A 13,548-nucleotide genomic window follows, 5' to 3' on the forward strand; every position below is an offset into this window, starting at 1 on the left:
AGGCGGCCCTGGGCGCGGGCGCCCAGAGCGGCGACATCGTGGTCCAGGTGACCGGCGCCTCGGGCTGGGGCGCGGCCACCCAGGCGGTCGCCTTCACGGCCGCCGGGGTCGACCAGGCGGCAACGCCACTGCTCTCCCAGGCGAGCAGTCCGGGCACGGCCGAGACCGCGATCGCGGCCAGCATCACGACCGGCGCCAAGTCGCTGCTGGTCAGCGCCTTCGGCCTGGGCGACCAGGCGACCTGGGCGCCCGGTGCGGGCGAGACCCAGGCCGGCTACGCCGGCTCCGGCTCGGCGGCCGGCGGGGCGAGCACCGAGGTCGCGGGCCCCGGCACCGCAGACATGAGCTGGTCGGGCCCGGCGCCGCCGGGTAGGCGGCGGCGGCAGCGCCGGCGACGTGGTCGAGCGCTACGCCTACGACCCCCACGGCGAGGGCCTGGACGAGGGGGCCTGGGCAGCATTGCCTTCCGCTACGCCGGCCAGCGCTACGACGCCGAGACCAAGCTGATCTACATGCGCGCGCGCTACTACAGCGTCGCCATCGGCCGCTTCCTCTCCCCCGATCCCATCGGCTACGAAGACGGCTTCAACCTCTACACCTACGCCGCCAACTCGCCCCTCAACTTCATCGACCCCACGGGCCTTCTCGCAGCTCGGAGCTTCATTTTCGACGGCCGCTCTCTTCGCGAGACCGACTATTTACAAAGGACACCAACGTTTCTGGAACGCACGGCGAATTTCATTGCGCGTAACGAGGAGAAGATCGTCGTCGGAGTCCGTGTAGGAATTGCGGCGGGGGCGCTTTTGGCGGACCTCTTGACGGTACCCTCCGGTGAAGGGCTCGCCGGTGCGGCCGCTGCGCGCAGCCTCGGCCGCAGACTTATCGATTGGCTCTTGGGCAAGGACCAAGTCATCTATAACAATGGTTGGCAAACCCGAGATGGACGTTTTGCCAGCCCACGGAGCTCTGGCCAAACGACATACCAGTTTGCGGAGCGACTTCCATGGGACTCTATCGCTCAGAAGCCTGGATGGTCAGTTATCCGTGGTAGGGTCTATGCGCGAAACAGCGCGGGAGATATTAGGATCTATGATGGAGTGGCGGTCAGCCCGAGGGGGCGAGTCATAGGTCTTGAGATCAAGACGGGTCTGTCCCGGAACTCCCGGCAACTCGGCTTCGATAGAGGAATCAACACGCAGAATCCCGCATCTGCTTTTGGAGAGAACACCGGCCTTGTCATAGGTCGAGCATTCCATATCAAGTTATAGGGAGGTGCGATGGGGCAAGATCTGGATGTAAGGCCGTGTGTTCTCGAGATGTTGAACGACAACGTGGATCGGGTGCTCTTGCCGCAGGGATTCCGCCGACCCAATCGATCGAAGTCGTACGATCGTGAGATCGGCGCGACGACACAGGGAATCAACATTCTGGTGGAGAAGCGGCCGCGCTACTATCCCGGCGCCGTGGCGCATATCCGCCCGTGGGTTTCCGTGTCCATGAAGACTGTCGGCCGGATTGCCAAGGACCTGGTCGACGACAACTTGGACCTTCTGGGCGGCAGCGCAGAGATCGTCGTCAACCAGCCGATCGAGCTGGTCGCACCGAAAGATAGACACGAGGAGTGGTATGCCTTCTCCGGCGAGGACTTCGCGGAGATCGGCGCGGGGGTCGCGGCCTTCATCGGCACCTGGATCCTGCCGTTCCTGGAAGACTACCGGGAGCCGGCGGATTTGATCAGGGGCGCGGCACGTCAGGACGACCGGCTGATCCGGCAGAAGCACTTCTGGATATTCGTGATGGCCGCGCACATCGAGCTTGGCGAAGCGGAGGCGGCGAAGCGATTGCTTGCCGAGCACTTTTCCGGCTTGGGGCTGAGGCGCCGCTTCGCGCCGGTCTACGCCTATTTCGGCGAGAAGGCTTTCGATTGACGGCCTCGAGGCCTTTGACGTCTGGCCCGAGAGGTCTGGTCCGGCGAGACTGAAGGGCGGCGGAGGACAGCGAGATGATGAGCTCAAAGGCACTGCGCGCGGGACTGTCGTGCGTCTCGATGGTCGCGGCTCTGGTTCTCGGGCTCGGCGCCTGTGTCGGCCCCCGCGAGGCCAATCCTTCCGGCCTGTACTTGAGCTAAGACGGCGCCGAACGCATCTTGGTCGAGGCCTCCCGGCGCATTCGCTTTCAGATCCGCCTGGATGAGGCCGATTCCGATCGGCTGACGGATCGGGAGTACCAGAAGTACTCGATTTGGCCGAAGAGCAGAAGGCTGGTCCCCTACCCGATGAGATCTGCGGGAGCTTTTGGGATCGGCAAGTTCAAATGGCTGTGGAAAGACGGCAGGATCGCCAAGACCGACGACAAGACCGGGGAGGTCATCACTTGGTTCGAGTGGCAAGGCTAGAGCGGGATGATTTGAAGTCGAATCGACTTCAAATCTGAATCCCGCTCTACTTCAACAGATCAGAGCACGATTCAGATATGAGGTTGCTTCAACCTCATATCATCGTGCTCTAGCGCCGGGCCCGGTCGCGCGCCTGGGCGCAGGTCTCCCGTCGGACGCGAAGCTCGAAGGAACGGCGAGGGCGGATGTCGGCCGGGGCGAGGGCGGAAACCTCTGGGCCGAGACGGCGCGGCGCGGCTGCGGGCGCCCGGCTCCGCCCTCTTCCCGGCGCGTCCGGCGCGCGGCGCTCCGGCCCGGGCCGCGCGGGATTTGACCCGGATCAAGGCGCGTCCGGCGCGGCGCGGGCAGGCTGGCGCTCACCTCAGGATGCCAGATATGGGAGCGCCCGATGGTCGAGAAGTCCCACACCGCCGGTTGGTGGCCGAACCTCTATGAACCGCTGCGCAGCATGGGCCAGAAGCTGGCCGAGTGGTTCGCGCCGAGGTCCGACGCCTCGGCCGTGGACGACTATTACGAGGTCAACGTCGAGCTGCCCGGGGTCAAGGCCGGCGACGTCGACGTCTCGGTCCACGACAACAACCTGGTGGTCCGCGGCGAGAAGCGCTTCGAGCACAGCGAGACCGGCCGCACCTACTTCTTCTCCGAGCGCGAGTACGGCGCCTTCCAGCGCAGCTTCCGCCTGCCCCCGGACGCCGACGCCGAGAAGATCGACGCCGAGTTCAGGGACGGCGTGCTCCGCCTGAGGATCGCCAAGCGCAGCGCCACACAGGTGGCCGGCAAGAAGATCGAGGTGCGCCAGGCCTGAGGCGCCCCGCGCGACGCGGGGGTCGGGCAGCCTAGAGCCCCGGCCCGCGCCGCTGCGATGGCATGAGGCCCCAGTATCCGCAATGCAACTGTGTCGAAATGAAAACATCGGCACGGCTGCGCTTGACTTCTCAAAGGTTTTGACTCAGGACATCTTGCGTCGCAACGGCGTCTTGATCCCGACCCGATTTGTATTGGGGGGAATCGGGGGCCGTCTTACGCCAACTTTACTTGCGAGTTCGAGATGAAAATCCTTCCCGTCCTGGCCTTGCTTCTGGCCATGCCCCTGTTATCCGGCTGCGCGATCTTCGGCGTCGCCGCGGTCGGCACCGCGGTCGCGGAGGGCGCCACCGCCGACGACGACCCCGATGCCTCGAACGGCATCGTCGCCCGGCAATGGCAGGCCGCCTGCGCCGCGGTCGACGGCACCGTCGACCCCAAGAGCGGCGACTGCAACGGCGACCTCTTCGCCTACTTCTTCGGCGGCGAGAAGCCCGAGCCGGCCGAGCCGCAGCCAGAGCCGGCCCAGTACCAGCCGCAGCCGCCGCAGGCCCAGCCGCAGCCCGTCGAGGCCCAGCCGGTCCAGTAGGGCCGGCCGGCCGAAACACCGGCGCCGCCGCAGGCCCCCGCCGCCGGTGAGCGCCCTGAACGCTCAGACCGGCGGGGCGGCCATCGCCGGCTACACGGTGCCGGCGGCCGCCGGCCGGTTGCTCCCGGCCGCCTCAACCTAGCGAAGCGATGTCGTAGAGCCCTGGTTGCGCATGCTTCTCTGTCCGTGGCTTTCCATCGCGAGACCTACCGATTCTGGTAGCTGTGTTTTTCCGGGGTTCGTCTAGACTGATCCGAGTTGTGATCACCCTGCCAGAGAGGAGCGATCGGGCGATGCGGATGAAGCTACTTTCCGGGCTTTCGGTCCTGCTGCTCTGCGGCGCGCTCCTCGGGGCGGCCGTGCCGGCGGGGGCCGGGAGCGTGTCCTACGAGTACGATGCGCTGGGGCGGCTGGAGCGGATCATCTATGACGACGGCACGGTCATCGAGTTCGTCTACGACGCCGCCGGCAACCGGACCAGCCGGGTGGTCACGCCCGGGACCTGAGGGCGCTCTTTATCTCGAGGTATCTCGGCGCGCAGGGGCGGCTTCCCGGGTTTGGCTGGGTGGCGCTTGCCGACCTTACGCTTTGCCGCTATCCCCTGCCGCCATGCCCCTGATCCCATCGCGCGGCGATCTCTTCGCGACGCCCGGCCTCCAGGGCCTCGGCCACGGCTGCAACTGCGCCGGGTCCATGGGCAAGGGGATCGCGGTGGCCTTTCGCGAACGCTGGCCGGAGATGTATGCGGCCTATAAGGAACGCTGCCGGGACGGGCGCTTCGGCCTCGGCGATGTGTTCCTCTGGGAGGAGGACGGGGTCTGCGTCTTCAACCTCGGGACCCAGAAGAGCTGGCGCAGCCGGGCCGAGCTGCCCGCGATTCGCCGTGCGGTCGCCGAGACGCTGCGCTTGGCCGAGGCCCGGGGCCTGGCCGAGGTCGCCCTGCCGCGGATCGGCGCCGGGCTCGGTGGCCTGGACTGGGACGAGGTGCGCTCTTTGCTCGAAGAGCTGACCGCGGAGTCGCCGGTCCGGCTGCTTGTCTGCGAGGACCATGTTCCGGGTGCGCCGCTGCGGCCCTTGGGTGCAGAGCCGCAGGCGGACTCCTCCGGGTGACTGCCGCCCCTTGCCGGGCGCGGCCGGCGGGCCGATCATGCCGGCGCCGCTGGAGCGGGGCCGCGCTGTGTCCGACGTCTTTCTTCTGCTGATCTCGCCCTTCGTGGGCAGCTTTCTCGGGGTGCTGGTGCTGCGGCTGCCGCGCGGCGAGGGGGTGGTGGCCGGGCGCTCGCGCTGCCCGCACTGCGGGACGACCCTGGGCGCGGCGGACCTGGTGCCGCTGCTGTCCTACCTGCTACGCGCGGGCAAGTGCCGGCACTGCGGGGCGCGGCTGTCCTGGCTCTATCCGGGGATCGAGCTGGCCGCGCTGGGGGTTGCGGGCTGGGCGCTCTGGGTGCTTTCCGGGAGCGGGCAGGCCGCGGGCTGGCTGGTCTGGGCCGGGGCGGCGCTGGGCTGGGCGCTGCTGGCCCTGGCCTTGATCGACCTGCGGCACTTCCTGCTGCCGGACGCGCTCACCCTGCCGCTGATCCCGGCCGGGCTGGCGGTGGCCTGGCTGGTCGAGCCGAGCAAGCTGCTGCCCCACGGGATCGGCGCGGCGGCCGGCTTCGCCGCCTTCACCGTGCTCACCTGGGGCTACCGGCGCTTTCGCGGGCGCGAGGGCCTGGGCCTGGGCGACGCCAAGCTCTTCGCCGCCGCCGGGGCCTGGGTCTCCTGGCAGGGGCTCGGCTCGGTGCTGCTCTGGGCCGTGCTGCCGGCGCTGGCGGTGACCCTGGTGCTGGGGCTGCGCCGCGGCGGACTGTCCGGGCGCACGCCGCTGCCCTTCGGCGCCTACCTGGCGGCGGGGCTCTGGCTGACCTGGCTCTACGGCCCGCTGCAGCCGACCTGGGCGCTGCCCTGAGCGGGCCGAGGCGCCCTGCGGTTGCAAGCCGCGCGGGATCGTATCATCCTCTTGATCTACGGCGAGACGGGGGCCGGGGGGGCCTCGTCTCGCCGTGCTCTATAGCGTTGAGTGAGGGCGGGATTCGGACCCGACGTCCGGTCGGCTTCGAAGCGTTCCGCTCCAGGTCATGAAAGGCCGCCGCCCGCGCGGTTCGTCGCGGCGGCGGGCGCAGTTCCGGGGGGAATAAGAATGCGATATGTGGTTGTTGTGCTGGCGCTGCTCTGCCTTGGCGCCTGCGCCAAGGAGGTCGTCTGGTCCAAGCCCGGCGTCACGGCCGAGCAGCTGGAGAAGGACAAGGCGGCCTGCACCAAGGAGGTTCCCAAGGCCGCCGGCGGCGGCACGGGCTCGGCGCCGACCACCTACCGGCTCAAGCAGATCCAGCCCAAGTGCATGGAAGGCCTGGGCTACACCCGGAGCCTGGAGTAGGGCGGCGCGCCGGCCCGCCGCCGGGCCGGGCGCGAAACTCGGAAAAAGTAAGCGGGCCGGTCTTCATGACCGGCCCGCTTTGCGGGGGAGTGGAGCGAGTGGGCTGAACGGTGAGGGCCTTCAGTCGCCTGACGACCTTCGTGTTCAGCCTAGGGTCGCAACTTGCCACCGGAAGGCTGCTCTCTCCGATCCTGGTGGCGGGCGGGTGACCAAGCCGGCCCGCCGGGCCACGACCATTGAGAGTGCCAACACAGGAAAAAGACTACCGCTACTCTTGCGGGAAAATCAATAGAGGAATTGCTGCCTGTCGCCTTTACGCCTTCACCGCGTCACATTTTTGCGGCCTCTAGGGAGGGGAACGGTTGCGCCCAAGGGCGCGGGGCGGCCGCGGAAACCGGCCCGAAGCGGGCGCTCTCGCGTGCGGGTTGAAACACTTTGTCGCGGCGGCGGGGCGCGGTAAACTGGCCCCGCGCCCGACGGGCCCGGGCGCCGCGATCCCGCGCTTCGGGGCCGCCGGGCGGACCGGGGCGCGGCAGCGGGTTCGGGCCGGCGGCCGAGACTGGCGACACCAAGGAGGAGAGGGACGGTCCCCATGCTGGATCGTGCCCAAGAGGTTCCGGAGATCGACGACCTGATCGGCGCGCGACTGGTCGCCCAGGGCAAGCTGGAGCAGAGCGCGCTGCAACGGGCCGAACGCGCGCGCGCGGAGAGCGGCGAGCGCCTGGACCGGGTGCTGACCCGGCTCGGCCTGGTCGGTGAGCGCGACATGGCCGAGGCCATGGCCGCCGAGCTGGAGCTGCCGATCGTCGGCGCCGAGGACTACCCCGAGGCGCCGGTCCTGGACGGCCTGCTCTCGGTGCGCTTCCTGAAGAACAGCCGGGTCCTGCCGCTCTCGGAAGACGAGGCCGGGATCGCGCTGGCCATGGCCGACCCGCTGGATCGCTTCGCGATCGAGGCCGTGGCCCTGCGCGCCGAGCGGCCGGTGCGGCCGCACGTCGCGGTGGCGGCCGAGCTGGAGAACGCGCAGGAGCGGCTCTACAGCGGCGGCAAGACCTCGATCGACCAGATCGCAGAGAGCCTCGAGGAGGGCGACGAGGAGACCACCGAGGCCGACGTCGAGCGGCTGCGCGACCTGGCCAGCGAGGCGCCGGTGATCCGGATCGTCAACCACCTGATCACCAAGGCGGTCGAGGCGCGGGCCTCGGACATTCACATCGAGCCCTTCGAGGCCCAGCTCCGGGTGCGCTACCGGATCGACGGTGTGCTGCAGGACGTCGACGCGCCGCCGGCCCGGCTGCGCGCGGCGATCATCTCGCGCATCAAGATCATGGCCAAGCTCAACATCGCCGAGCACCGCCTGCCCCAGGACGGCCGGATCAAGATCGTCGCCCGCGGCAAGGAGATCGACCTGCGCGTCTCGACCCTGCCGGCGCTGCACGGCGAGGGCGTGGTGCTGCGCATCCTGGACCGCGAGGGCGTGGTCCTGGACTTCGATTCCCTCGGCTTCGACGACACGACCCAGGGCCGGTTCCTCGACCTGATCGAGCGGCCGACCGGGATCATGCTGGTGACCGGGCCGACCGGCAGCGGCAAGACCACCACCCTCTACACCTCGCTCACCCACTTGAACTCGCCGGAGAAGAAGATCATCACCGTCGAGGACCCGGTCGAGTACCAGCTGCGCGGAGTCAACCAGATCCAGGTCAAGCCCAAGATCGGCCTGACCTTCGCCAACGCCCTGCGCTCGATCCTGCGCCAGGACCCGGACATCATCATGATCGGCGAGATCCGCGACCTGGAGACCGCGCAGATCGCGGTCCAGGCGGCGCTGACCGGGCACCTGGTCCTGGCGACCCTGCACACCAACACCGCCGCGGCGACCATCACCCGGCTGCTCGACATGGGGGTCGAGGACTACCTGGTGACCTCGACCGTGGTCGGGATCCAGGCCCAGCGCCTGGTGCGCCGGCTCTGCCCGGCCTGCCGCGAGCCCTACCAGGCCCTGCCCGAGCTGGTCCGGCAGATCGACCCGCAGGCCGAGGGCCCGATGACGCTCTACCGGCCCAAGGGCTGCAAGCAGTGCAACGGCCAGGGCTACCGCGGCCGCATGGGCGTGCTGGAGGTCCTGCCGATGACCGACGAGGTCCGCCGCCTGGTCCTGCAGCACGCCGAGTCGCAGGAGATCCACAAGGCCGCGGTCGCCGCCGGCATGCGCTCGATGTATCAGGACGGCGTGACCAAGGCCCGCCTGGGCGTCACCACCCTGGAAGAGGTGGTCCGGGTGACCAGCGAGCAGTAGCCCGAGCGAGCCGCGAGGATGCCGACCTTCCACTACAAATCGGTCGCCGAAAGCGGCGAGGTCGTCGAGGGCCAGCTCGAGGCCAGCGACCAGACCGCGGCGGTCGCCCGGCTGCAGCGCCTGGGCCACGTGCCGCTCAAGATCGACAGTGCCGCGAGCGGCCTCTCGCTCGACTTCCTCAAGCAGGACGTCTCCTTCCGGCGCGGCCTGGGCACGCGCGACATCACCACGGTGACCCGCCAGGTCGCGACCCTGCTGGGCGCCGGGCTGCCGCTCGACCGGGCCCTCGACATCCTGGTCGAGATGGCCGAGCAGGCGCCGCAGCGCCGCCTGGTCGCGAAGATCGTCGAGGAGGTCCGCGGCGGCGCGACCCTGGCCGACGCCCTCGACAAGCAGGAGGAGACCTTCCCGGTCTACTACCGCTCGATGGTCCGGGCCGGCGAGGCCGGCGCCACCCTGGAGGCGGTGCTGGGGCGCCTGGCCGACTTCATGGAGCGCTCCCAGGCGATGCGCGCCCAGGTCCGCTCGAGCCTGATCTACCCGACGATCCTGCTGGTCTTCGCCGGACTGTCGCTGGCCGTGATGCTGACCTTCGTGGTGCCGACCTTCAAGCCGCTGCTCGACGACGCCGGCACCGAGCTGCCGCTCTCGACGCAGATCGTGATCGCCGCCGGCGACGTCTTCGAGGCCTACTGGTGGCTGATGCTGCTCGGCGCCGTGGCCGCCTTCTTCGGCGCGCGGGCGGCGCTGGCCCGGCCGGCGACCCGGCTGTGGTGCCATCGGCACCTGCTGCGCCTGCCACTGGCCGGGCAGCTTTGGGTCAAGATCGACGTCGCGCGCTTCGCGCGCACGCTCTCGACCCTGCTCAGCAACGGCGTGGTGCTGCTCTCGGCCCTGGCCCTGACCCGGGACGTGCTGAGCAACGCCGCCCTGGCCGATCTGCTCGGCCGGATCGAGCCCGACGTCAAGGCCGGCCGCGGCCTGGCCGAGCCCCTGGCCGAGAGCGGCCTCTTCCCGATCCTGGCGGTGCAGCTGCTGCGGGTCGGCGAGGAGAGCGGCCACCTGGAGGAGATGCTGGCCAAGCTGGCCGAGATCTACGACGCCGACGCGGCGACCACGATCCAGCGCCTGCTGGCGTTGCTGGTGCCGATGCTCACCCTGGGCCTCGGCCTGCTGATCGCCTTCATCATCGCCTCGATCCTGATGGCGCTGTTCAGCATCAACGAGCTCGTGCTCTAGACAGACGGAGATGAATGGGACCCATGACGGAGACTGACGGCAGAACGGCACCGGATCAGGAGGAGCGGGCGAAGACCCGAAGGCGCCGCCGTGGCGAGGCGGGTTTCACCTTGCTCGAGCTGCTGGTCGTGATGACGATCCTCGGCCTGCTGGCGGCGGTCGCCGGCGTGGTCGTGATCGGCCAGTTCACCAAGGCGCAGACCGACGCCGCCAGGCTGCAGCTCGATTCGATCTCCGCCGGGCTCGACCTCTACTACCTCGACCACGGCCGCTATCCCAGCGAGGACGAGGGCCTGATGGCCCTGGTCGAGGCGCCGGCCGACAGCGACGCCTGGCGCGGGCCCTACCTGAAGGACGAGAAGGCGATCACCGATCCCTGGAAGCGGGTCTTTCTCTACCGCTACCCGGGCCAGCACGGCAGGTACGACCTCTATTCGCTGGGCGCGGACAACGCCGAAGGCGGCGACGATGACAACAGCGACGTCACCAGCTGGTGACACGGCATCTCGAGGCGACCCGGCGGCGGGCTTCACCCTGCTGGAGCTGCTGGTCGTCGTCGCGATCATCGGGCTGATCTTCGCGGTCCTGCCGACGGGCGTCTTCGGCGGCCGTGAAGGGGTCGAGTTGCGCGCCACCGCCCGCCAAGTCGCCGAGGACCTGCGCCGCGCCCGCGGCCAGGCGATCGCCGGCAACCGCGAGGTCGCCTTCCTGCTGGACCTGGAGCAGCGGCGCTTCGGGCTCCCAGGGCGCGGTGCCCTGGCCGCGCTGCCGGAGGGCGTCGAAGCCGAGGTCTTGACCGCCAGCGAAGCCCTGAGCGAGGCCACCCAGGCCAGCATCCGCTTCTTTCCCGACGGCAGCTCGACCGGCGGCGCGGTGACCCTGAGCGGCGCCGGCAAGAGCTACGAGATCACCGTGCGCTGGCTGACCGGGGAGGTGCGCCTTGCCGAGTGACCGCAAGGTCCGGCCCGGCGAGCGGGGCTTTACCCTGTTCGAGGTCCTGATCGCCTTCACGATCTTCGCCTTCAGCTTCGGCGCCATCCTGCAGGTCTTCTCGAGCGGGGCGCGCAACGCCGGAGTCGCCCGCGCCTATGCCGTCGCCCTGGGCCATGCCCAGTCGCAGCTCGAGCGCCTGGGCATCGAGGAGCCCCTGGAGACCGGGCAGAGCTCGGGCGTGCTGGACGGCGGCATGGCCTGGCGTCTCGAGGTCGCGCCCTACGAAGAGCAGCCCTCCGAGGACTCCCTGCTCCGCGCCTTCCTGGTCAAGGCGACGGTGACCTGGCGGGACGGCGGCCAGGAGCGCGCGGTGACGCTGTCCAGCCTACGCCTGCGGGGGACGCAATGACCGAGGCGGCCCCCGGCCAGCGCGGCTTCACACTGCTGGAGCTGCTGGTGGCGGTCTCGGTCTTCGCCCTGCTCAGCGTCATGATGTACGGCGGCCTCAGCTTCGGCGTCCGGGCCTGGGAGCGGGTCGGCGAGGCCGACACCCGGCAGAGCGACGTCCAACTCGTGCAGAACCTGCTGCGCCGGGCCTTCGCGGAGGTCCAGCCGGTCGAGGTCGGCGGCCCGCGGCGGCGCCTGCGCCTGGCCTTCGAGGGCGGCCGCGACGGCCTGGCCTTCGTCGGCCCCCTGCCGGCCCACCTGGGGCCGGGCGGCAACTACCTGATCGGCCTGCAGGTCGAGGGCAGAGGCCGGGAGCGGGCCCTGACCCTGCGCTGGGAGGTCTTCCGCGAGGAGCGTCCCGACCTGGACTTCACCGAGGCGGCCGAACGGGAGGTCCTCCTGCTCGGCGTCCGGGACCTGCGGCTGCGCTACTACGGGGCCGAGGACGAGGCACTCTCGCCCCAGTGGCGGCCCGAGTGGCGCGACGACGAGGCGCTGCCCCGCCTGATCCGGGCCGAGGTCGCCTTCGCCCCGGGCGACCGGCGCGTCTGGCCAGAGCTGGTCGCCGCCCTGATGACCGACGAGTTCCTGTAGCTTTCCCCGGCTTGCCTGTAGGATGGCAGGACGATGATGACCTGGCTGAGATTGCCGTTCCGTCTCTTCGGCGCCTTCCTGCGCTGGTGGCTCACCGAGCTTGCCGGCCTGATCCCTCGTCGCCTGCGGCGGCCCTTGTCGGGGGGCGGCGAGACCGTGGTCCTGGAGCCGGCCGGCGATGCCGAGGGCGAGAGCGGCAGCCTCTTCCTGCGCCGCGGCGAGGAGGTCGAGGCGCTGGGCAGCTTCGGCGAGGGGCTCGCCGCCCTGCCGGCCAAGGCGCGGCGGGGCCGGCGGACCATCACCCTGGCGCTGCCGCCCGGCCGCGCGGTGACCCAGCGGGTCCGGCTGCCGCTGGCGGCGGAGGACACCCTGCGGGAGGTGATCGGCTTCGAGATGGACCGCCTGACGCCCTTCCGGCGGGAGGAGGTCTATTACGACCAGCGGGTCCTGGGCCGCGACCCCGAGCAGCAACAGCTCGAGGTCGAGCTCACCCTCAGCCCCAAGGCCGGCGTCGACGCCTTCCTGGAGCAAGCCGGCCGGCTCGGCCTGGCGCCGGAACGGGTCGACGTGGCGACCGCCGAGCCGGGCAAGCCGGCGGGCCTCGACCTGCTGCAGCGCGAGGTCCAGCGCGGCCCCGGGGGCTTCGCCCGGGCGATCACGCTGCTCCTGCTGCTCGCCGCGGTGAGTCTGGGTGCGGCGACGGTGATGATCCCCCTGGAGCGCAAGGCGCGCCTGGCGGAGCGCCTGCAGGGCGAGGTCGCGGCAGCACGCAAGGACGCGGCGGCGGCGCGCCAGCTCGAGAGCGAGCTCTCGGCGCAGCAGGCGCAGGTGCTTTACGTCCACGAGCTGAAAATGGCGACGCCGACCAAGTCGACGATCCTCAACAACGTCACTCAGGTGCTGCCGGACGACACCTGGCTCTATCAGCTGCGGGTCAACGACGACCGCATCGAGATCTCCGGCTATGCGCCGAACTCCTCGTCCCTGATCCAGCTCTTCGAGGACGCCCCCGGCTTCGCCGAGCCGAAGTTCCGCGCCCCGGTAACCCAGGACCCAAAGCTGGGCGTCGACCGCTTTAGCCTCGAGCTGAAGATCCTCTCCGGCGGGGGCGAGCGGTCGTGAACGCCTTGAGCCCGCCGGTCCGCCGCCTCCTGGCGGTGACGCTCCTGGTCCTGCTGGTTTTCGGCGTCTATGCCGGCATCGTGGCGCCGCTGCAGCAGCGCTTCGCCGACTACGACGAGACCATCGCGCAGTCGGCCCGGCTCCTGGAGCGCTTCCGCCAGGAAACCCTGGATCCGGCGGCGCTGGAGCGGCAGCGGCGCAACCTGGAAAGCGCCCGGCGCGGTGCCGACGGGCTGCTCAAGGGCGACAACGAGGCCATCGCGGGCGCCTTCGTGCAGCACTTCGTGACCACGGCCGTGGAGGCCGAGGGCGGGACCCTGCGCTCGATCCAGGTGCTGCCGGTCAAATCCGAGAACGGCTTTCGCCGGATCGCAACGCGGGCCCAGATCAACGTCACGACCCCGGCGCTGCGCGACCTCCTGCACCGCATCGAGGCCTCGCGCCCCTTCCTCTTCATCGACAGCCTCGATGTCCGCCTCGGGCGCCAGCGCCGCTCGCGCGGCAAGGAAACCCCGGAGGAGGAGGTCCAGCTGCTGGTCCGGATGGACATCTTCGGATTCCTGGCGCCCGAGAAGCCGCCCGCCCTGCCGCCGGGCCAGGGGTCGTGAGGCCGGGGGCGTGAAGCTCGGGCCGAAGGCCCGACACGGGTGCCGTGAGGGAGGGCCGAGGCGGCCGGCCCGGGCCTTTCAAGCCGAGCGGCCGGCGGGCCC

At 70.0% G+C, this 13,548-nt stretch carries 17 protein-coding genes; all 17 read left to right on the top strand.

Annotated elements, in window-relative coordinates:
* Positions 1-1,268 (top strand): RHS repeat-associated core domain-containing protein (locus QNJ30_14030; GenBank protein ID MDJ0944579.1); only part of this gene is annotated, 1,268 nt, incomplete at its 5' end.
* A 9-nt stretch (positions 1,269-1,277) separates the two neighbouring features.
* On the top strand, positions 1,278-1,928 hold the full coding sequence (locus QNJ30_14035; GenBank protein ID MDJ0944580.1) for a hypothetical protein: 651 nt from the start codon (positions 1,278-1,280) through the stop codon (positions 1,926-1,928).
* A gap of 218 nt (positions 1,929-2,146) precedes the next feature.
* Positions 2,147-2,395 (top strand): hypothetical protein, encoded by a 249-nt coding sequence (locus QNJ30_14040; GenBank protein MDJ0944581.1) that lies wholly within the window; start codon positions 2,147-2,149, stop codon positions 2,393-2,395.
* 388 nt (positions 2,396-2,783) lie between these two features.
* A complete protein-coding gene (locus tag QNJ30_14045) occupies positions 2,784-3,200 on the top strand; it encodes an Hsp20/alpha crystallin family protein (protein MDJ0944582.1) in 417 nt (138 codons plus the stop codon).
* Between the two features lie 243 nt (positions 3,201-3,443).
* Positions 3,444-3,788: a hypothetical protein gene (locus tag QNJ30_14050; GenBank protein MDJ0944583.1), complete on the top strand. Its 345-nt coding sequence runs from the start codon at positions 3,444-3,446 to the stop codon at positions 3,786-3,788.
* Positions 3,789-4,081: 293 nt separating this feature from the next.
* On the top strand, positions 4,082-4,294 hold the full coding sequence (locus QNJ30_14055) for an RHS repeat protein (protein MDJ0944584.1): 213 nt from the start codon (positions 4,082-4,084) through the stop codon (positions 4,292-4,294).
* 103 nt (positions 4,295-4,397) lie between these two features.
* Positions 4,398-4,898, top strand: coding sequence for a macro domain-containing protein (locus tag QNJ30_14060; GenBank protein ID MDJ0944585.1), 501 nt, complete (start codon positions 4,398-4,400; stop codon positions 4,896-4,898).
* A gap of 37 nt (positions 4,899-4,935) precedes the next feature.
* Complete coding sequence (locus QNJ30_14065) at positions 4,936-5,736, top strand: A24 family peptidase (protein ID MDJ0944586.1); 801 nt, start codon at positions 4,936-4,938, stop codon at positions 5,734-5,736.
* 231 nt (positions 5,737-5,967) lie between these two features.
* A complete protein-coding gene (locus QNJ30_14070; protein ID MDJ0944587.1) occupies positions 5,968-6,204 on the top strand; it encodes a hypothetical protein in 237 nt (78 codons plus the stop codon).
* A 592-nt stretch (positions 6,205-6,796) separates the two neighbouring features.
* Complete coding sequence (gene gspE / locus QNJ30_14075) at positions 6,797-8,503, top strand: type II secretion system ATPase GspE (GenBank protein MDJ0944588.1); 1,707 nt, start codon at positions 6,797-6,799, stop codon at positions 8,501-8,503.
* An 18-nt stretch (positions 8,504-8,521) separates the two neighbouring features.
* A complete protein-coding gene (locus QNJ30_14080) occupies positions 8,522-9,742 on the top strand; it encodes a type II secretion system F family protein (protein MDJ0944589.1) in 1,221 nt (406 codons plus the stop codon).
* A gap of 23 nt (positions 9,743-9,765) precedes the next feature.
* Positions 9,766-10,239: a type II secretion system major pseudopilin GspG gene (gene gspG / locus QNJ30_14085; GenBank protein ID MDJ0944590.1), complete on the top strand. Its 474-nt coding sequence runs from the start codon at positions 9,766-9,768 to the stop codon at positions 10,237-10,239.
* Positions 10,211-10,693, top strand: a complete 483-nt coding sequence (locus tag QNJ30_14090) for a GspH/FimT family pseudopilin (protein ID MDJ0944591.1) — start codon at positions 10,211-10,213, stop codon at positions 10,691-10,693. Before gspG ends, QNJ30_14090 begins: the two co-directional genes overlap by 29 nt.
* Entirely contained in the window at positions 10,683-11,084 is a 402-nt protein-coding gene (locus QNJ30_14095; protein ID MDJ0944592.1) for a type II secretion system protein, read from the top strand. The genes QNJ30_14090 and QNJ30_14095 overlap by 11 nt, the downstream gene beginning before the upstream one ends.
* On the top strand, positions 11,081-11,716 hold the full coding sequence (locus QNJ30_14100; GenBank protein ID MDJ0944593.1) for a prepilin-type N-terminal cleavage/methylation domain-containing protein: 636 nt from the start codon (positions 11,081-11,083) through the stop codon (positions 11,714-11,716). Before QNJ30_14095 ends, QNJ30_14100 begins: the two co-directional genes overlap by 4 nt.
* A 33-nt stretch (positions 11,717-11,749) precedes the next feature.
* A complete protein-coding gene (locus QNJ30_14105; protein MDJ0944594.1) occupies positions 11,750-12,838 on the top strand; it encodes a PilN domain-containing protein in 1,089 nt (362 codons plus the stop codon).
* Entirely contained in the window at positions 12,835-13,446 is a 612-nt protein-coding gene (gene gspM / locus QNJ30_14110; GenBank protein MDJ0944595.1) for a type II secretion system protein GspM, read from the top strand. The genes QNJ30_14105 and gspM overlap by 4 nt, the downstream gene beginning before the upstream one ends.
* Positions 13,447-13,548 lie beyond the last annotated feature (102 nt).

The organism is Kiloniellales bacterium (assembly GCA_030066685.1).
Classification (GTDB): domain Bacteria; phylum Pseudomonadota; class Alphaproteobacteria; order Kiloniellales; family JAKSBE01; genus JAKSBE01.